Annotated in this window: 18 protein-coding genes; 12 read left to right on the top strand and 6 right to left on the bottom strand. The window is 66.1% G+C overall.

Annotated elements, in window-relative coordinates; genetic code table 11:
• The first annotated feature begins 111 nt into the window (after nucleotides 1–111).
• From PVV74_RS05020 to PVV74_RS05005, 4 genes are all read left to right on the top strand, one after another.
• A complete protein-coding gene (locus PVV74_RS05020; protein ID WP_274592461.1) occupies nucleotides 112–1,677 on the top strand; it encodes a hypothetical protein in 1,566 nt (521 codons plus the stop codon).
• Nucleotides 1,678–1,786: 109 nt separating this feature from the next.
• Nucleotides 1,787–3,721, top strand: coding sequence for a hypothetical protein (locus PVV74_RS05015; protein WP_274592460.1), 1,935 nt, complete (start codon nucleotides 1,787–1,789; stop codon nucleotides 3,719–3,721).
• Between the two features lie 32 nt (nucleotides 3,722–3,753).
• Entirely contained in the window at nucleotides 3,754–5,802 is a 2,049-nt protein-coding gene (locus PVV74_RS05010) for a type I secretion system permease/ATPase (protein ID WP_103762348.1), read from the top strand.
• Between the two features lie 26 nt (nucleotides 5,803–5,828).
• Nucleotides 5,829–7,175 (top strand): HlyD family type I secretion periplasmic adaptor subunit, encoded by a 1,347-nt coding sequence (locus tag PVV74_RS05005; RefSeq protein ID WP_245890427.1) that lies wholly within the window; start codon nucleotides 5,829–5,831, stop codon nucleotides 7,173–7,175.
• A 15-nt stretch (nucleotides 7,176–7,190) separates the two neighbouring features.
• On the opposite strand, the gene PVV74_RS05000 is transcribed toward PVV74_RS05005, so the two are convergent.
• Together PVV74_RS05000 and PVV74_RS04995 are read right to left on the bottom strand one after the other, a co-directional pair.
• Entirely contained in the window at nucleotides 7,191–7,580 is a 390-nt protein-coding gene (locus tag PVV74_RS05000) for a hypothetical protein (protein ID WP_103762350.1), read from the bottom strand.
• Entirely contained in the window at nucleotides 7,581–8,201 is a 621-nt protein-coding gene (locus tag PVV74_RS04995) for an ImuA family protein (RefSeq protein ID WP_103762351.1), read from the bottom strand.
• A 112-nt stretch (nucleotides 8,202–8,313) separates the two neighbouring features.
• Between PVV74_RS04995 and PVV74_RS04990 the strand changes: the two genes are divergently transcribed.
• Nucleotides 8,314–9,357: an aldo/keto reductase gene (locus PVV74_RS04990; RefSeq protein ID WP_274592459.1), complete on the top strand. Its 1,044-nt coding sequence runs from the start codon at nucleotides 8,314–8,316 to the stop codon at nucleotides 9,355–9,357.
• A 150-nt stretch (nucleotides 9,358–9,507) separates the two neighbouring features.
• Here PVV74_RS04990 and PVV74_RS04985 read toward each other — a convergent pair whose 3' ends face one another.
• Nucleotides 9,508–10,371 carry a helix-turn-helix domain-containing protein gene (locus PVV74_RS04985; protein WP_274592458.1) on the bottom strand — a complete coding sequence of 288 codons (864 nt, stop codon included), beginning with the start codon at nucleotides 10,369–10,371 and terminating at the stop codon, nucleotides 9,508–9,510.
• 106 nt (nucleotides 10,372–10,477) lie between these two features.
• Between PVV74_RS04985 and PVV74_RS04980 the strand changes: the two genes are divergently transcribed.
• Nucleotides 10,478–11,419, top strand: a complete 942-nt coding sequence (locus PVV74_RS04980) for a fatty acid desaturase (protein WP_274592457.1) — start codon at nucleotides 10,478–10,480, stop codon at nucleotides 11,417–11,419.
• Nucleotides 11,420–11,440: 21 nt separating this feature from the next.
• Entirely contained in the window at nucleotides 11,441–12,346 is a 906-nt protein-coding gene (locus tag PVV74_RS04975; RefSeq protein WP_274592456.1) for a DMT family transporter, read from the top strand.
• A gap of 25 nt (nucleotides 12,347–12,371) precedes the next feature.
• Here PVV74_RS04975 and PVV74_RS04970 read toward each other — a convergent pair whose 3' ends face one another.
• On the bottom strand, nucleotides 12,372–13,088 hold the full coding sequence (locus tag PVV74_RS04970) for an NUDIX hydrolase (protein WP_103762356.1): 717 nt from the start codon (nucleotides 13,086–13,088) through the stop codon (nucleotides 12,372–12,374).
• A gap of 28 nt (nucleotides 13,089–13,116) precedes the next feature.
• Nucleotides 13,117–13,554 carry a DUF983 domain-containing protein gene (locus PVV74_RS04965; RefSeq protein ID WP_103762357.1) on the bottom strand — a complete coding sequence of 146 codons (438 nt, stop codon included), beginning with the start codon at nucleotides 13,552–13,554 and terminating at the stop codon, nucleotides 13,117–13,119.
• Nucleotides 13,555–13,802: 248 nt separating this feature from the next.
• On the opposite strand from PVV74_RS04965, the gene PVV74_RS04960 reads away from it, so the two are divergent.
• The 4 genes from PVV74_RS04960 (at nucleotide 13,803) to PVV74_RS04945 (ending at nucleotide 15,831) form a co-directional block, all read left to right on the top strand.
• Nucleotides 13,803–14,276, top strand: coding sequence for an EF-hand domain-containing protein (locus PVV74_RS04960; protein WP_245890428.1), 474 nt, complete (start codon nucleotides 13,803–13,805; stop codon nucleotides 14,274–14,276).
• A gap of 102 nt (nucleotides 14,277–14,378) precedes the next feature.
• The gene (locus tag PVV74_RS04955) at nucleotides 14,379–14,963 is read left to right on the top strand and encodes an RNA polymerase sigma factor (protein WP_274592710.1); all 585 of its coding nucleotides are present in this window, start codon (nucleotides 14,379–14,381) and stop codon (nucleotides 14,961–14,963) included.
• Nucleotides 14,960–15,352, top strand: a complete 393-nt coding sequence (locus PVV74_RS04950) for a hypothetical protein (protein ID WP_274592455.1) — start codon at nucleotides 14,960–14,962, stop codon at nucleotides 15,350–15,352. The genes PVV74_RS04955 and PVV74_RS04950 overlap by 4 nt, the downstream gene beginning before the upstream one ends.
• 2 nt (nucleotides 15,353–15,354) lie before the next feature.
• On the top strand, nucleotides 15,355–15,831 hold the full coding sequence (locus tag PVV74_RS04945; protein WP_170067150.1) for a periplasmic heavy metal sensor: 477 nt from the start codon (nucleotides 15,355–15,357) through the stop codon (nucleotides 15,829–15,831).
• A gap of 23 nt (nucleotides 15,832–15,854) precedes the next feature.
• On the opposite strand, the gene PVV74_RS04940 is transcribed toward PVV74_RS04945, so the two are convergent.
• Nucleotides 15,855–17,246 (bottom strand): diguanylate cyclase, encoded by a 1,392-nt coding sequence (locus PVV74_RS04940; RefSeq protein WP_274592454.1) that lies wholly within the window; start codon nucleotides 17,244–17,246, stop codon nucleotides 15,855–15,857.
• Nucleotides 17,247–17,332: 86 nt separating this feature from the next.
• Between PVV74_RS04940 and PVV74_RS04935 the strand changes: the two genes are divergently transcribed.
• Nucleotides 17,333–17,617 (top strand): DUF3572 domain-containing protein, encoded by a 285-nt coding sequence (locus PVV74_RS04935; protein ID WP_274592453.1) that lies wholly within the window; start codon nucleotides 17,333–17,335, stop codon nucleotides 17,615–17,617.
• Nucleotides 17,618–17,623 lie beyond the last annotated feature (6 nt).

Below are 17,623 nucleotides of genomic sequence, written 5' to 3'. Positions count from 1 at the left end.
ATTTCGTCGCGGCCCCCCGGATTTTTTCAACAAACAGATCCAATCGCATCCGGACGCATGTCACTTGTTAGAGAGCGGTGACCCTCGGATGCTCCATTCGGAGAAAATCCAATGTCAAAGAAAAATCAATACCTCTTCGGCCTTCAGGGCCAGGGCCAGCTTCAGGGCCAAGGTCAAGGCCAAGCTCAGGGGCAAGCCCAAGGCCAAGGCCAGGGTCAGGACCAGCACCAGTCAAGCCACAATGAGAACGTAAACCTCAGTGGTAACGGCAACGGCAACCTGAACGGCAATGGCAATGCCAATGGCAACCTGAACGGCAATGGCAACGCCAATGGCAACGTGAACGGCAACGCCAATGGCAACGTGAACGGCAACGCCAATGGCAATGTTAACGCCAACGCCAATTACAACCACAACGACGCGACCAACAATGCCACCAACACCGCCACGAATACGGCGACCAACGTCAGCACGACAGACGTCAAGGTGAACGTGGATGTCGGTCTGGAAGGCCTGCCGTCAGACGATGATTTTGCCGATTTCGACCTGTCAGGCGGCAGCTCGACCGGTGATATCATGATGGCGACCAACGGCGGTCACGTTCATGCCGTCTATGGGGCCGGCAACGACATCGTTCTGAAAGACGTGCTGGAAGACGCGCTGAACGGCGCTGGCAACGATGCCGGAACGATCATCGCTCAGTCCGCAACGCTGACCGACAACGACAAGGTCGACAACGCGCAGGTACAGAACAGCGGCAACTTCCAGCAGAACGGCAACGCGACAGGCGGCACGGCGACGTCCGATGAAGGCATCGAGACCCAGCCAACCGGCGGAGGCGGCGGGTCTGGTGCGCTTTCAGCCGGCGGATGGGGCGGTGACGCCGCAGCACTTGGCGGAATCGCGGCGGCTGACGGCGGTCAAGGCGGTCACGGCGGCTTCGCGGCCTCCGGCGGTGGCGACGGTGCCGCCGGTCTTGGCGGTGGACTTGGATCCATCGGCGTGGGCGTCGGTGTCGGCGGTGAGACCGGCAACGGCGGCAACGGCGGCGACGGCGGCAACGCGGCCTCTGGCGCGATCGGCGTGAACGACGCCGATGGCGGTGGCGCGGCGGGCCTTGGCGGCGGACTGGGCCTGGGTGGCCTTGGGCTGGTGCCGGTCGGCCTGGGTGCCGGGATCGGCCTTGGGGCCGGCGGAGACGGCGGAGACGGCGGCAATGCCGGGTCCGGCGCCATCGGTGCCTCCGACGCGGATGGCGGCAACAGCGGCGGCGCGAACGGGCTGGGCGCTGGCATGAGCACCGGCCTGGGCGTTGGCCTTGGTGCCGGCGGTGACGGCGGTGCTTCGGCGGCGCTGGCAGGCGGCGGCGGTGCCGGCATGGGCGGTAAGGCCTTTGGTGGTGACGCTGGTGCCATCGGCGGCTTTGGCGGCGCGGCCGGCAAAGCGATGAACGGCGATGGCGGCGCGGCCGGACATGGCGGCCTCTGGGGTTCGAACAACGGTGACGACGGCTTCGTCAACGGCCTGAGCGAGGCGCAGGCCTCCGCGGTTGTCGACACCTCGGCGTTCAACCAGAGCATCGTTCAGGGTGCCAACATCCTTGGCAACACGGTCGACATGACCGTGGTCGGCGGCTCGCTGACCTCGACGCTGGTGGGCGAAGACGACACCGTCTAAGGCTCTGGCACGATACTGAAAACGGCCTGCGCGGTGCGCATCGCGCAGGTCACATTTCAAACCAGAATAGTAGGTCTGGTCTTCGATCTCTGACGAGTAGGAAGAACAAATGGCCTTTGATTTTACAACCGAAGCAATTGCCCATTTTATTGGGGCGTTCAACCAGATCATCGAAGAGGCGCGGTTGCGCACGGATCACGATCCGTTCGACAACGTCGGACCTGACTATGGTCTTGGAAACGGCCTTAACACGATCACGATCAACCTGTCGGCGCCGATGCAACCCGTCGCCGTCGATACTGGTATTTCCTACAGCATTCAGTTGCTGCCGCTGCCAGAACCATTCACGCCGGTTTCGGTTTTCATGCAGACCGGGGCCGATCCAGGTTTGCCGTTTTTGATCGGTGGCCTGCCGGTGGTACCGCAATCGATGCCGGGGGTGCCCTTCGGATATGCGGCGCAGCCTTTCGTGGTATCGCCGCCACCGCCGCCGCCTTCTTATGCGACGGTGGTCTATCAGCAAAATCTCCTGGCGGATTCCGACAGGCTGTTGGGTGGAGATACCGTGGCGGAACTGCCTCAAGAGGCGGCGGCCCTGGCGCTGGACTGGCTGGTGGAGGAAGGCACGGCGCTTGCCGGTCCGGATATTCCCGAGGTCCCGGAAAGCGGTGCCGATATCGCTGTGACGGGCCACGAGGTGTACGCCAGCGCTACGGCCTTTGTCCCCGATGGGCCGGAAGAGGCCCAGGTGGTGGCGCTGACCGGAGAGGACGCCGCCGGGATCCACGTGGACGGAGAAGAAAGCGAGACGCTGCCCGATCTGACCGAGGTGTTGCCGGTTCTGCCCGAAGCGGATGACGACACCGGACCGGCGCATGACGTGATCACCGGCGGCAACACGGTGGTCAACGAGGGCTACATTTCGTTTTCGCTGGCAGAGGCGCCGGTGATCGCCGTGATGGGCGACAGCCTGTCGCTGGTCAGTATCAGCCAGACAAACGTGATCAGTGACCTGGATACGGTGAACGGGATGTTGCAGGGCGCGGGCGGCGCCGACAACGTCGTCAGTAGCGTCGCGTCATTCCTGAGCACCAGTTCGGAGCCTGAGAGTGACGACGGGGACGGCGCGGAGGAGGACGGTACGGTGAAGGACGACGCGCCGGTCTTTCCGTCGATTGCGTCAGTGGTGCGGATCGAGGGAGACGTTGTCAACTTCAACTACCTGTACCAGCAGAACATGGTGGACGACGACGATGTCGTGGGCATGGAACTGACCGCTTCGAAGACTTTTATACAGAGCGGCGGCAATCTGACTGTGAACGCCACCAGCCTTTTGGAACTGAGTTATATCTATGATTTGATCGTTGTGGGCGGCGATATCATCAACGTCAGCATCATCAACCAGATGAACGTGCTGCTGGACGACGATTTCATCACCTATCCAGAGGACGAGGGCTGGGACGTGACCAGCAGCGGCAACGTGCTGTGGAACCAGGCCAGCGTAAATTCGATCGGCATCGACATTTATCAGGCCATGTCCGACGAGTTCGCGGCGCTTGGTGACAGCCTTGCCGCGGGGTCGGACGCGGTGTCCGGCAGCATCCTGAGGCATGAGGCGTTCGAAGGGCAGGACGAGGTTCTGAGTGTTCTCTACATCGAAGGCGACCTGATCAGCCTTCAGGTCGTCGATCAGGTCAACATTCTGTCGGATGTCGATCAGGTGCACGTCAGCGCGCAGGGCGATGCGGCGGCGATCGCCGGGGCGAACGCGTTGATCAACATCGCGGCGATCTCGGAATTCGGCATCGACTCGGAGGTCCAGGTGGGCGGCGAGGTCTATTCCGACGCGCTGATGCACCAGGCGGGCCTGATCGTGGAAGAGGACAGCCCGCTTTTGACCCAGGAGGGCGGGCTGGTGACCGAGGCGGTCGCCTTTTTGATGGATGACGTGGATCAGCAGGCCGAGGACGCGGACGGTGGATACTGCGGTTACGCCGCCGGCGACGATATGGGGGGCGATCCGATGGGGGGACTGCTGGTTTGAGCGAAAGCATTTTGAACAAGAGATATTGAAACATGGATAGTGACACATCACGGGCCGCGCATGGCGCCTCTGCCACCGCTCACGAAAAGGATCGCACCGGGGGGAGGGACCTTTTAACGCTTTCGCCCGACCTGCGCGTGCCCGGAACAGGGACGCCCGCCGCCGGCGGGCCCGATCCCGCCCCCGAAACCGTTGACGCATCGCCGGCTCCCGTGATCGATGCCAAGCGGGCGAACGAGGTTTCGCCCGCGCGCGATGTCCCGAAACCGCTTGTCCCCAAAGGCGGTGAGGGCGGCGGTGCCAACGGTGGCGGGGGCGGGGCAGGCTTTCACAAGCGGTCCGGGCCGGTAGATTTCAACCAGGACCTGAAATCCGGCATGGTGGCGGTGCGCCGGAATCTGTCCGTGGTGATGTTGTTCAGTTTTGCGACCAACATCCTGATCCTGGCGATTCCGGTCTACCTGTTCCAGATTTCGGACCGCGTGTTGACCAGCCGGTCGGTGGACACGCTGATCATGCTGACGGGCGTCATCGTCGGCGCGGTCGTTCTGCAGGCGTTCTTCGACGCGATGCGGCGCTTCGTGCTGATGCGCACGGCGGTCGAACTGGCCGCGCGGCTGGGCGCGTCGATCCTGAGTGCGGCGGCCCGGGCGGCGCTGGCCAGCAACGGGCGCGAGTACCAGACGCTGGGCGACCTGCAGCAGCTGCGCGGCTTTCTGGTGTCGGGCACGCTAATGGCGTTTCTGGACGCGCCGTTCGCACCGCTGTTCGTGCTGGCGATCTTTCTCATACACTTTCACCTCGGGCTAATCGTGGTGGGCACGGCGCTGCTTTTGCTGGTCATCGCGTTGATCAACCAGCGGGCCACGTCAGGGCCGTTCACGGTGGCCAACCGGCACCAGAGCGCGGCCAACATGCATCTCGATTCGATGTCGCGGAACAGCCAGATCATCAACGCATTGGCGATGATCCCCGAGGCGGTGTCGATCTGGGGGCGCGACACGGCGGCGTCACTGACCGCGCAGGTGCGCGCGCAGGACCGCAACATCACCTCGGCGGCGTTCTCGCGCGGGGTGCGGCTGTTGACGCAGGTGGCGATGCTGGGCTGGGGCGCGTACCTGGCCATCGACGGTCAGCTGACCGGCGGCATGGTGATCGCCGCGTCGATCATCGCGGGCCGGGCGCTAGCCCCGATCGAGGGCGCGATCGAGGGGTGGAACCAGTTCATCCTGTCGCGCGCGGCGTTTGGCCGGATTTCCGAGCTGCTGAAAGCGTCGCCGCTCAACCACGACCGGCTGGTGCTGCCGCGGCCCGAAGGGCGGCTGGACGTGGAGCGCCTGCTTTACGTCCCGCAGGGCACCAAGAACGTCGTGCTGAACGGTATCAGCTTCAGCCTGGCGCCGGGATCGTCGCTGGCTGTGATCGGCAATTCGGGCGCGGGCAAGACCACGCTGGGCAAGATGCTCGTGGGGGCGGTGCTGCCGACCTCGGGCTGTGTGCGGCTGGATCTGATGGACCTGCGCAACTGGGACCAGCGACAGTTCGGCGAGAGCATCGGCTATCTGCCGCAGGACGTGCAGCTGTTTCCCGGCACCATCAAGGACAATATCGCGCGGATGCGGGACGATGCCACGGACGATCAGATCTATCACGCGGCACAACTGGCGGACGTGCACCAGATGATCGCCAACCTGCCGCATGGGTACGAGACGGTGGTGGCCGCCGATGGCGCGCCGTTGTCAGGCGGGCAGAAACAGCGGATCGCGCTGGCGCGGGCGTTCTTCGGCAATCCGCGGCTGCTGGTGCTGGACGAGCCCAACTCGAACCTCGACGTGGCGGGCGACCAGGCGCTGGCGCGGGCGCTGCAGCATGCCAAGGCGCAGGGGATCACGGTGGTCGTGGTCACGCAGAAACCGTCGCTGCTGGCGCATGTGGACAAGATCATGGTGCTGGCGGGTGGCGCGGTTTCGATGATCGGCCCGCGCGAACACGTGCTGCAGTCACTGTCGGGCAATCCGCAGCCCGCGCCGGACCCCGGGACCGCCCCGGCGGCGGCGCCAGCCGCGGCTGCACCGGCCTGACCCCAGTTTGAACGGAGGATTTCATTGTGAGCCGCATAAAAATGCAGACCTTACCCGTCGAGACACGCTGGTTCGCAGAGGTGCCGCGCTCGATCCGGCGATTCACCTTTGTCGGCCTGACCGTAATGCTGACATCCTTCGGCGGTTTCGGGGCGTGGGCCTTCAAGGCGCCACTGGCGGCGGCGGTGATCACCCAAGGGTCGTTCGTGGCGATCGGCAACAACCAGTTCGTGCAGCACCTGGAAGGCGGCATCATTCAGGATATCCTGGTGTCCGAGGGCGAACAGGTCGCGCAGGGCCAGGCGATCATTCAACTGGACAAGACCGCGGCGCAGGCCAAGCTGCGCGAGCTGTACCTGCGGCGGGCGCGGCTGGAAACGGTGGCCGCGCGGCTCTTGGCGGAATACAGCGGCGCCGACAGTTTCGAGGTGCCGCCCTTCCTGGCGGGGGGCGCAAACGATCCGGCGGTACAGCAGATCCTGAGCAATCAGCGTCTGAACTTCGACTCGTCCAAGGCCAAGATCGCCAAGGATATCGGCCTTTTGGAAAGCAACATGCTTGCGCTGAACAGCCGCAAGGAGGGGTTCCTTGCGCAGCAGGATGCGCTGGAGCAGCAGATCGCTTTCCTGAAGGAGGATATCGCCGCGCAATCCGCCCTGTTGGACAAGGGGCTGACCCAAAGATCGCAATTGAACTCGCTATACCGGGCGCAGGCCGACGGGCTGGGCCAGATCGGGCAGTTGCAGGCGGAACTGCACGAGGTCGACGCCCTGCTGGCCAAGCACGAGCAGCAGATCGAGCAGGTCGTGGTCGAGCATCGCAAGGCCGCGCTGGACGAGCTGCAGTCGGCGGAAAACGAACTGGACACCGTGCGCGAGAACTACAATCGCGCGCTGGAGGTGCATGCGCGGTCCTCGATCGTGTCGCCGGTGGCGGGGACCGTCGTGCGGATGACCTACAACACGCCGGGCGGGGTGATCGAGAGCGGCAAGACCATCGCAGAGATCCTGCCTGCCGACGCGCCGCTGATCATCGAGACCAAGTTGCCGCGCACCGATATCGACAGCGTCAAGATAGGCCAGCCTGCGACCGTGCGGCTGGTGGCGCTGAACCAGCGCACGACTCCGGTGCTGAACGGGACGGTCTATTACGTGTCGGCCGACGCGCTGCCCGACGAGTCCGAGCTGATGCCACAGGAGGTATACCTGGCGCGGGTGCGGATCCCGCCCGAGGAGATTGCGCGGGTGCGCAACTTTGCCCCCACGCCGGGGATGCCGGCGGAGGTGATGATCGAGACCGCCGAGCGGACGTTCTTTGAATATCTCAGCAAGCCGATCACGGATTCCATGTCGCGGGCGTTCCGCGAGCAATAACCCGGCGGGGCGGCGTTACGGGCCCGCGCGGCAGTCGGGCGCTTCGACCGCGTGGCGTGCGGTGACGCGCCCGGTGAAGTGGTCGGTCTGCACCCGCAGGCAGATCCGGTCGCCGGGCGCGAGCAGCGGGGTCAGGCGGTTCGGGGTGACGAGCGGGAAATGCCGTCCCGCGTCGGTGGTGGCGGTATAGGCGGGGCGGGTGCCGAAATCGGTCTCGACCTGGGTGATGCTGTCGATCCGGCCGGTCATGAAATCGACGCTGGCCGGGATGCGCACGAAGAAGACGACCAGCATTGCAACCACGCCCAGAAAGAGCAGGACGGCCCCCCACCAGGCCCTACGGCCCAGCAGGTCGCGCCAGAGCGCGGCGGTGAGGCCGGGCGTTTTGCGTTTCTCGTCTGTCACTTAGGCAGGATTGCCAGTTTCCTTGCAGGGATCAAGCGCAAAGCCGCCCCTGGCGCGGGTCACGGCCCATGTTGCCGGGGGCAGGGTGCGGGCGCGACGGCGCGAGAGGGTCCAGCCCAGCCGCCCGGGTGTATGGGCGGGGGCCATGTGCCAGCGGCTTTCGACGCCGGGGGCGCCGCCCTCGCCGGGGGTAAGAATGAGGCCGAGGGGCGCGCCGGAGCCTTCGGCCGCGCCGGTTTCCGCGGCGAGATGCAGGCGGCGGACCTGGGTGAGATTGGGCAGGTCCGGGAGTTCGGCAACGGCCAGCGGCACCGCGCCGGAGCGCAGCACCTCCTCGAGGCACCACAGCAGGTCAATGGGCTGGCGTGGCGACAGGAAGGTGAAGCGTTCGGGCCCCACCAGCGCCACCATGCCATCGGGGTTGAGCCGGTCGGCGACCCAGTCGGGGGCGATCCAGAACACCGGGCCTTGCGTGGCGGCGGCCGCCAGCATCGCCGCCATGTGCCGCGCCGGGCCGCAAAACTCGTGCAGGCGCGCGGGGGTCAGGGCCATCTCGCCCAGCACGGTGACGGCGGTGCGAGTACGGTGGCTGCTGCGGCGGGTGAGCAGGGTGGTGTCCATGGCATTCAATGTAGTTTGTTCGCTCTTTGTTCTCAATCTCGAAATACGGGGTGACGCCCGCGTCAGAGCCGCTACATATGGGGCTTTGACGACAGGCAAGACGGAGCGGGACATGCAGCGCAGGCAATTGGGACGGACGGGAATCGAAGTGAGCGCGCTTTGCCTCGGCTCGATGACATGGGGCAGCCAGAACACCGAGGCCGAGGGGCACGCCCAGATCGACCGGGCGCTCGACCGGGGCGTGGATTTCATCGACACCGCCGAGATGTACCCGGTGAACCCGGTCGCGAAGGAGACCATCGGGCGCACCGAGGAGATCATCGGCACCTGGCTTGCCCGGACGGGGCGGCGCGGTGACGTGGTGCTGGCCACCAAGCATTCGGGCGAGGGGATGCAGCACGCAAGGGATGGCGCGCCGATCTCGTCAGAGACCATCCCCGGGGCGATCGAAGGCTCGCTGAAGCGATTGCAGACGGACGTGATCGACCTGTACCAGTTTCACTGGCCCAACCGGGGCAGTTACATGTTCCGCCAGAATTGGACATTCGACCCCTCGGGGCAGGACCCGGCCGCGACGCGGGCGCATATGGAAGATGCGCTGGGCGCGCTGGAACGCGAGGTCGAGCGGGGCACGATCCGGGCCTTCGGCCTGTCCAATGAGAGTGCCTGGGGCACGGGCCATTGGCTGCGCGTCGCCGACGAGATGGGCGGGCCGCGGGTGGCGACGATCCAGAACGAGTATTCGCTGATGTGCCGTCTCTTTGATACCGACCTGGCGGAGCTGAGCGTGAACGAGGATGTGGGGTTGCTGGCCTTTTCGCCGCTGGCCGCCGGGCTGTTGACCGGCAAATACCAGGGAGGTGCGGTGCCCGAGGGGTCGCGTCTGACGCTGAACGAGACGCTGGGCGGGCGCAAAGGGCAGAGAGCCTTTGCCGCCGTGGACGCCTATCTGGAGGTGGCGCGGCGGTTTGGCCTCGATCCGGTGCAGATGGCGCTGGCCTGGTGCCTGACGCGGCCGTTCATGACCTCGGCCATTTTCGGGGCGACATCATTGGAACAATTGGACGTGGCGCTGGGGGCCGCGGAGGTGACGCTGTCGGACGAGGTGTTGGAGGCGCTGGACGCGACGCACAAGGCGCATCCGATGCCCTATTGAAGGGTGGCGGTGGGTTTTCACCCACCCTACGCGGTTTTCGAATGACGGGGTCTTTGTGGCGGGCGTTGCCGGGGGCTTTGCCCCTGCGGCGAAACGGTGTTTCGCCGCTCCCCCAGGATATTCCTGGCCAGAAGAAGAGGCGGGGTGGCCCTAGTCCGGGGCCTGTGCCCAGCAGTGGCGGATGTGGGCGGGCAAATCGCGGGCGCCGACGGAGGCTTCGCGGATGAGGGCGTCGAAATGCAGGGTCAGCGCCTCGACCCGTTCGGTGTCGCGGAAGGCGAGGTAGTTGCGGCCGATATAGAGCACGGCGAGCAAGGGGCCGAAGACGGTGATCGGCGCCGAGTAGAGCCGGCGGGCGTCAAACAGGTAGAGGCGCAGGCGGGGGTAGAGCTGTTCGGTGATCTCGAGCAGGTAGTCGACCTGGCCCTGGCGGATGTCGCGGGGCAGGCCTGCGTAGTAGCCTTCGCCGGCGATGAAGCTGTGCATCTCGAAGAGTGGCAGGGCGATTTCATAGTCCGACTGGGTGCCGCGCATCCAGGCCAGACGATCCTCGGAGGCGCCGATGGCCTGTTCGGTGGAGCGTCCGAGATGAGGCGCGTATTCCCATTCCAGAAGATCGCGGGTCTTGAGCATGTCGGGCAGGCCGGCGGGGACATGGCGGATCTTGTAGCCCGCCGCCTCGCGGTGCCAGGCGAAGATCTGTTCGTCGACAAGCGCGCGGGGTGCTTCGGTCAGCGAGAGCGTGTTGGCGAGGATGTCGGCGGCGGTTTCGGGCCGGTCGGTGAGGCCCAGGAGCCAGTCGGCGGAGACACCGAGGGCACGGGCGCATTCGCCCACCACTTGCGCATTGGGCAGGCGGGCGCCGGTGCCCTTGAGCAGTTGCGAGATCGTCGAGCGGTCGACGCCGACGCTGCGGGCGAGGGCGCTTTGCGAGGTGCCGCGCAGGCGCAGCGCCTCGTTGAGGCGGGTGCGGAACAGGGTGGCGCGGTCGCGTTTGTCGGATTTCTGGATCATCTGTTGGATTTTATCAACAAACGAGAGGTTTGTTAATCATTCTCTGACTGCCCCCCTGACAGGATCTGTCGTAACGGTTTTGTGAAGGACGAATATTGGGGACAAGATGAAAGTGGAATTCGAAGGCGGCGCCGGGCCCGTGCCGGGGCCGGGCGCGCGGGCGCTCGCGGACGTGGAATGGCCGACACTGGGACTGTTGGCGGCCTGTTACGCGGCCTGGGGCGTGGCGCTTTTCTGGCTGGCGGGGCTTTGGCTGCCGGCAGGGGTTGTAGTGGCGGCGATCGGGATCACGCTGCATTCGTCGCTGGTGCACGAGATGATCCACGGGCATCCGACCCGAAACGACCGGGTCAACGAGGCGCTGGGGTTTTTCAGCCTCGGGCTGTGCGTGCCCTATCGGCGGTTCATGGAACTGCACCTTGCACATCACCGCGACAGCCTGCTGACCGATCCCTATGACGACCCGGAATCGAATTACCTGGACCCGGAGGTCTGGGCGCGGTTGCCGCGCTGGTTCCGGGTGGTGCTGCGGTTCAACAACACGCTGTTGGGGCGGATGATCGTGGGGCCGGTGCTGGGACAGGTGGTGTTCATGCGCGCGGACTGGGCCGCGATCCGGGCCGGGGACCGGGGCATCGCGCGGGCCTGGGTGTTGCATGGGCTGGGCGTGGCCGGGGTGTTGGCGGTCGTCGCGGTCTCGCCGATGCCGGTCTGGGCCTACCTCGTCAGCGCCTACCTGGCCTATGCGATTTTGAAAATCCGCACCTTCCTGGAGCACCGGGCGCATGAGCGCGCCAGCGGGCGCACGGTGGTGGTCGAGGATGGCGGGCCGCTGGCGTTTCTGTTTCTGAACAACAACCTGCACGTGGTGCATCACATGCATCCGAAGGTGGCATGGTACCGCCTGCCGGCGATGTGGCGGCAGAACCGGGAGACGTACCTGCGGCGCAATGGCGGGTACTATTACCGCTCTTACGCCGAAATTTTCGCGCGGCACCTGTTGCGGGCGAAGGACCCGGTGGCGCATCCGCTCTGGCGGAGGAAGTAAAACGCGGGCAAGAGGGGATCCATGGTCGAACCGTGGATCCTTCTTTCCATCATGGCGGCGTTTTTCCAGACGCTGCGCTTCATGTTGCAGAAATCGCTGAGCATGGGGACGTTGAGCGCCCTGGGCGCGACCTTCGCGCGGTTCGCCTATGCCGCGCCGATGGCCGCGCTACTGGCAGGGGGCTATGCAATGTGGTCGGGGCAGGGGCTGCCGGCGGTGGGCGGGCGTTTCTGGATCTACGTGCTGAGCGGCGGGCTGGCGCAGATCCTGGCGACGTGGTGCGTCGTGCTGCTGTTTGCAGAGCGGAACTTTGCGGTCGGGATCACCTTCAAGAAGACCGAGGTGGTGCAGACCGCGATGGTGGGGTTGATCGTGCTGGGCGACCGCATCAGCCTGCCGGGGCTGGTGGCGATATTCCTTGGGCTGATCGGCGTGCTGGTGTTGTCGGACGTGCCGGGCGGCGCGGGTGGCTGGTGGCGGCGGGTGACCAGCAAGGCGCCGGCGCTGGGGCTGGCCTCGGGGGCGTTCTTCGCGGTGTCGGCGGTGACGTATCGCGGCGCGACGCTGGAGGTGGCCAGTGACGACGCGTTCCTGCGGGCGATGGTCGCGGTGGCGGCGGTCACGGCGGCGCAAAGCCTTGGCATGGCGGCCTATCTGCGCTGGGGCGAGCCGGGGCAGTTGGCCCGTGTCTGGGCGGCGCGGGGCCGCGCGGTGTGGATGGGTGTGACGAGCCTTCTGGGCAGCGTCGGCTGGTTCACGGCCTTCACCTTGCAGAACGCGGCCTACGTGTTCGCGGTGGGGCAGGTGGAGGTGATCTTTTCACTGGCTGCCTCGGTCCTGTTCTTTCGCGAGACAGTGACGCGACGGGAACTGGTCGGGATCGTTCTGGTGAGCGCCAGCATCCTGTTGCTGGTGCTGCTGGGGTAGCGGCGGCGCGCGTAAGTCGGGCCGTTCAATCAGGCAGCGGCGCGCCGTAGAGGCGTTTGAACAGGTTGCTTTCGTCGTCGTTGCGAAAGAACGGCACCGAGGCGGGGGGCGCCGGATCGTGGGCGCGGGCCTCGATCTCGGCCAGCACGACCTCGGTGATGAAGGGCAGGTCATAGTCGTGTCGGGCCGTGGCGAGAGGCACCCATTGAAGGTGGCTGAGTTCGTCGCAGGCGGGCGAGAAATCGTCCGGGTCGGAGGTGAGCGCCCCGGCGTCGACCAGGAAGAAGCGAGCGTCGAATCGCCTGGGGCGGCCCGGCGGGGTGATGGCGCGGAAGACGAACTGCAAAGCGGAGGCATCGGGAACGTGGCCGGTCGCGGCGAAACTTTCCCAGTCGGCGGGGGGTGGGCCGGACCAGTCGCCGGGTTGGCCGAGAACCTGCCCGGTTTCTTCCCAGAGCTCACGGATCGCGGCGGCAGCCAGCGCGTGGGAGCGGTCGGTCTCGCTGTCGTCACGCAGGCGGGCGGCGCAGCCGTCGGGCATCGGGCGGGCCAGCGGGATCGCGGCGTCGCCCGCATCCACTGCGCCGCCGGGAAAGACGAACTTGTTGGGCATGAAGACCGCCTTGGCGCCGCGCTGGCCCATCAGCACGCGCGGTTGCGTCATGCGGTCGCGCAGCACGATCACGGTCGCCGCGTCGCGGATGGCGCTCTTGTCGGAATGTTTCGGGTATGTTGCGGTCATCGGGTCCTGTCCTTCGGGGCCGAAGGGATCAGGTGTCGTCCCCGAAGCCGTGCATCTGGCGCGCCCACTGGAAGCCGACGATTGCCCCTTTCAGCCGGGGCAGAAGGTAAAGCGAGAGCGTGACGCAGCCAATAGCGAAAATGGTGAACAGCACCAGCGGTTCGGGCCGCCACGTCGTGAAGGTGACGTGCAGAAGCGGGGCCATGAGGTGCCCGACCAGAAGAATTGTCAGGTAGGCGGGGCCGTCATCGGCTCGGGCGTGGCTGAGATCCTCGCGGCAGACCGGGCAGCTTTTGCGCAGCTTGAGATAGCTTTTCAGGATCGGGCCCGAGCCGCAATTGGGGCAGGTGCGACGAAACCCGCGAAATACCGCGGGCCACAGGTCGCGTTCATTGGAGTCCTGTCCTTCGGGCGTGGTGTGCGCCACGGAAGCGGACGTGTGGGTGTCGTGATCGGTGCTGGTCATGTGCCCTCGCGCGTGGATGGCTGTAGACCTGCGCTTTCGGAAGCAAAATTGGAAGGTGACAGGCTGTCTGTGCGTCGGGATGTCGCAAAGAATGGCTTTGGTCTGCCCGGAAAAATGTCGAAGCCGCGCGACGGAAGGCGCGGGGGCCCGCGTTTAGACTGTATGATCGCGATGGCAGGCGCGGTCGCAAAGCAAAGGCGCGGCCGAAGATCGCGCCGCAACGAACCTGTCCGAGATGGAGCATGAAGATGAAGAACCTGATGATCATGAGCGCCCTTGGCATGTCGATCGCACTGGGTGGAGCCGTGCCGGGCATGGCCGGGTCGGGCGAGGGCAAGGGCCCGCGGCATTCGTTCGAGGACCTGGATGCCAATGGCGACGGTCAGCTGACGCGCGAAGAGATGCAGGCGCATATGAAAGCGCGGTTCGATGCCGCCGACACCGATGGCGATGGCGTGATGAGCCTTGAGGAGATGCAGGCCCGGGCGCAGGAACGGGCGGCCAAGCGGGCCGGCAAGATGATCGAACGGCTGGACACCGACGGCGACGGCGGCGTGAGCTTCGAGGAAGCGCAGGCGCGGCGGGGCGGCAAGATGTTCGACCGGGCGGATGCGGATGGCGACGGCGCGATCAGCAAGGCCGAGTTCGACACCGCGCGCGAGAAGATGCGCGAAATGCGCGCCAAGCATCACGGCAAGAAGAAAGAGCAGAACGCGGAGTAATCCGCGCGATCCCGCCCCGGTCACGTTCGCAAGACTGGCCGGGGCGGGGTGTTTCGGCCTAGAACCGGACGCGAGTAACGGGGCAGGATGTACGACAGGGACATGACGATGCCGCTGGACGACCTGAACGACGTGGCCGACGAGGCGCTGCTGGTGCTGTTCGCCAATGGCGATCGGGCGGCGGCGCGGACGTTGACCTTGCGGTTGAGCCCGCGGGTTCTGGCCCATGCCTACCGCCTGCTCGGCAACCGGACCGAGGCCGAGGATGTCGCGCAGGAGGCGCTGCTGAGGCTGTGGCGGGTGGCGCCGGACTGGAGGCAGGGGGAAGCGAAGGTGACGACCTGGCTGTACCGGGTGGTGGCGAACCTGTGCACCGATCGTTTGCGCCGGGGCTGGCGCACGCGACCGCTGGAGGCGGCGGGCGATCCGCAGGACAGCAGGTCGAGCGCGGCAGAGGACATGCAGGAGCGGGCCCGGGCCGACGCGCTGCAGGTCGCGCTGAGCGAACTGCCGGAGCGGCAGAGACAGGCGGTGGTGCTGCGCCATATCGAAGAGCTTGGCAATCCGGAGATTGCCGAGATCATGGGGATCAGCGTCGAGGCGGTGGAAAGCCTGACGGCGCGGGGAAAGCGGGCCCTTGGCGACGTGCTGCGGGGGCGAAAGGATGAACTGGGGTATTCGGAATGAGCAAGACGGGCAAACCTGACGATGAGCTGAGCGCGGCCTTTGCCGCCGCGCGCCGCACCGCGCCCGAACCGGATGCCGATTTCCTGGCGCGGGTGCTGGGCGATGCGGAGGCGGTGCAGGACGCTCTGAAAGAGGCGGAGGTGGCAGCACGCAGCGCGCCACGGCGGCGCGGGGCGCGCGCCTCTATTGGGTGGCGCGGTGTGTTCCGGGCATTGGGCGGCTGGCCCGCGGTCACCGGGCTGAGCGCCGCTGCCATCACCGGGCTGTGGTTGGGCGCGGCGCCGCCGGATGGGGTAAGCGCCACGGCGCAGCTGGTCTGGGGCGAAGATATCACCCTGGCGCTGCAGCCCGACATCGGAACTGAACTTTTCCCGGACGAGGAGGGATGAGCATGAGCGACGAGACCGAAACCGGGCCGCGCACCGGGGCGCCGCGCTGGATGCGCGTGCTTCTGGTGGTGTCGCTCGCGCTGAATTTGCTTGTCGTGGGGGCCGCGGCCGGGTTCGCGATCAAGGGCGGGCCGAAGATGCGCGGCGGGCCCCCGGGGGGCATGGGCGCGATGCACCGGGCGCTGAGCCAGGAGGAGCGCAGTGACCTCAAGAAGCAGATGATCCGGAACTTTCGTGACAGGACAGACGAACGCGAGGCGTTTCGGCAGGAAATGGCCGGACTGGTCGCGCTGTTGCGCGCCGAAGAATTCGACCCCGCTGCCGCGGCTGACAGGATGACGCGGGTGCGGGCACTGTTCGATGACCGTGTCGCCGCGGCGCAGACGCTGCTGATCGCCTATTGGGGCGAGATGAGCCCGGAGGACCGCGTTGCCTATGCCGATCGGCTGGAGCAGGAATTGCAGCGGCGGCGTCGCTGAGGCCGGTGCCGGTGTGTCCCCGGTCAGGCGGCGGATAACTGGGAAAACGTGACGGTATCGCGCCCGCCGGACTTTGCGGCATAAAGCGCGTGGTCGGCCTCGGCCACCATCGCCTCGGGGTCGAGCCTGTCCCCTTGGTGCGCGGGGTTGGCCACCGTGGCGCCGATGCTGACGGTCAGCGAGACGGGCGTCTCGACACCGGGCAGGGCAATCCTTGTCTGTCGCACGGTATGGCACAGGTGCATGGCCATGGCGCGGGCGGCCGCGATCCCCGACTGGGGCATCAGCACCAGGAATTCCTCGCCGCCGATGCGCGACAGGCTGTCGCCGGGGCGCAACGCGTCGCGCAGAGCGTGGGCGATGCGGGTCAGGACCCGGTCGCCCACGGCGTGACCGTAGGTGTCGTTGACCGCCTTGAAGTGATCGAGGTCCGCAACCATCACCGCGAAGGTTTGCCCGCTGCTGCGGGCCGTGTCGATCATCCGGGTCATCTGCGACAGGCCGTAGCGGCGGTTGTAAAGCCCGGTCAGCGGGTCGGTGACCGCCGCATGCAGCCCGGTGCGCAATCGGGCCTTCTGCATGTCGTCGGCCTGTTTCGCCCTGAGCAGCTTGTCCAGGCGCAGGGTGATCTCGCGTGGGTCGGCGTTGTGGGCGGCAACATCGTGCACCCCGAGGTCCAGCACCTTGGCGGCCAGCGCGTCATCGGCGGGGTCGACCAGGGCAAGCACCCTTGACTGGCGGGTCTGCGGTGCGCTGCAAAGCTCGGCCAGATGGACCAGATCGGGCTCGGTCGCGCGTGCGGGCAGGAAAACCAGCAGAACGTCGGGCGATGCATGCATTCTTGTGAGCAGACCGGACTGGCCGGTGCGGAGCATTTCGAACCGGTGCGGGGTGGTTTGGGCGAGGCGGCGACACAGGGCCTGGTCTCGCGCGGCGCCGGTATGCAGCGTCGCGATCAGGCCTCGCGCGGCGAAGCCCGCCTGCGCCTCGGCGAAACCAAGTGCCTCGGCGGTGTCGTTGGTCAGATCAAGATCGGCCTCGACCGGGGCGTGGCGCGACATCGAGCGCAGTCGCGCCAGCAGCGTCTTCTCGCAAAAGGGTTTGGGCATCACGTCAGCCGCCCCGGCCTGCAGCAGGTCGACCCGAAGTTGCGGTGTGTGGGTGGCGGTCAGGACCAGCACCGGCAGCTGGGCACAGCCGGGCAGGGCATTGATGTCGCGGATCAGGTCGCACGCGTCACGGTCGGGCAGATCGTCGGACATCAGGACCGCCTGCGGCTTGTCGCGCAGGATCGACGCGACCGCCTCTTTCGCGGTGCCGACCTGCGCAACGCTGAAATAGGCCGCCGACAGCTTGACCTTCAGCACGATGCGATTGGTCGCGAGATCATCGACGATGAGAATGGTGCCTGACATGTGCCGAGGCCTTTCCGACTTGTCCTTTCCGATGGCTAGACTATCCCTGTGATTAGTTAAGAAAACCTTGCCGGGAGTTAATCAATATGGCCGATCAGCGAGAAGCCGCCGAGACTGTCGCGCTCAAGGCCTTGGGCTGGATCGCAGGTCACGAGAACCTGCTGGACGTGTTCATGGGGGCCACGGGGGCAGGGCGGGATGATCTGCGCGATGGTGCGCAAGATCCGGATTTTCTTGCCTCTTTGCTGGATTTTATCCTGATGGACGACGCGTGGATCATGGAGTTCAGCGAGGCCGCGAATGTGCCGCCCGAGGCGGTTGTCGAGGCCCGCGCGGCCCTTCCGGGCGGGATTCAGACCCATTGGACATGAATTAAT

This window comes from Roseovarius sp. SK2 (assembly GCF_028807495.1).
Lineage (GTDB): Bacteria > Pseudomonadota > Alphaproteobacteria > Rhodobacterales > Rhodobacteraceae > Roseovarius > Roseovarius confluentis.
This window is presented reverse-complemented; position numbering and strand designations above follow the sequence as displayed.

Bases quoted from the DNA above. Each gene is read 5' to 3' on its own strand.
- PVV74_RS05020 (WP_274592461.1), top strand. From the start codon at position 112: ATGTCAAAGAAAAATCAATACCTCTTCGGCCTTCAGGGCCAGGGCCAG.
- PVV74_RS05015 (WP_274592460.1), top strand. From the start codon at position 1,787: ATGGCCTTTGATTTTACAACCGAAGCAATTGCCCATTTTATTGGGGCG.
- PVV74_RS05010 (WP_103762348.1), top strand. From the start codon at position 3,754: ATGGATAGTGACACATCACGGGCCGCGCATGGCGCCTCTGCCACCGCT.
- PVV74_RS04995 (WP_103762351.1), bottom strand. From the start codon at position 8,201: ATGGACACCACCCTGCTCACCCGCCGCAGCAGCCACCGTACTCGCACC.
- PVV74_RS04990 (WP_274592459.1), top strand. From the start codon at position 8,314: ATGCAGCGCAGGCAATTGGGACGGACGGGAATCGAAGTGAGCGCGCTT.
- PVV74_RS04985 (WP_274592458.1), bottom strand. From the start codon at position 10,371: ATGATCCAGAAATCCGACAAACGCGACCGCGCCACCCTGTTCCGCACC.
- PVV74_RS04980 (WP_274592457.1), top strand. From the start codon at position 10,478: ATGAAAGTGGAATTCGAAGGCGGCGCCGGGCCCGTGCCGGGGCCGGGC.
- PVV74_RS04975 (WP_274592456.1), top strand. From the start codon at position 11,441: ATGGTCGAACCGTGGATCCTTCTTTCCATCATGGCGGCGTTTTTCCAG.
- PVV74_RS04970 (WP_103762356.1), bottom strand. From the start codon at position 13,088: ATGACCGCAACATACCCGAAACATTCCGACAAGAGCGCCATCCGCGAC.
- PVV74_RS04965 (WP_103762357.1), bottom strand. From the start codon at position 13,554: ATGACCAGCACCGATCACGACACCCACACGTCCGCTTCCGTGGCGCAC.
- PVV74_RS04960 (WP_245890428.1), top strand. From the start codon at position 13,803: ATGAAGAACCTGATGATCATGAGCGCCCTTGGCATGTCGATCGCACTG.
- PVV74_RS04955 (WP_274592710.1), top strand. From the start codon at position 14,379: ATGACGATGCCGCTGGACGACCTGAACGACGTGGCCGACGAGGCGCTG.
- PVV74_RS04950 (WP_274592455.1), top strand. From the start codon at position 14,960: ATGAGCAAGACGGGCAAACCTGACGATGAGCTGAGCGCGGCCTTTGCC.
- PVV74_RS04945 (WP_170067150.1), top strand. From the start codon at position 15,355: ATGAGCGACGAGACCGAAACCGGGCCGCGCACCGGGGCGCCGCGCTGG.
- PVV74_RS04940 (WP_274592454.1), bottom strand. From the start codon at position 17,246: ATGTCAGGCACCATTCTCATCGTCGATGATCTCGCGACCAATCGCATC.
- PVV74_RS04935 (WP_274592453.1), top strand. From the start codon at position 17,333: ATGGCCGATCAGCGAGAAGCCGCCGAGACTGTCGCGCTCAAGGCCTTG.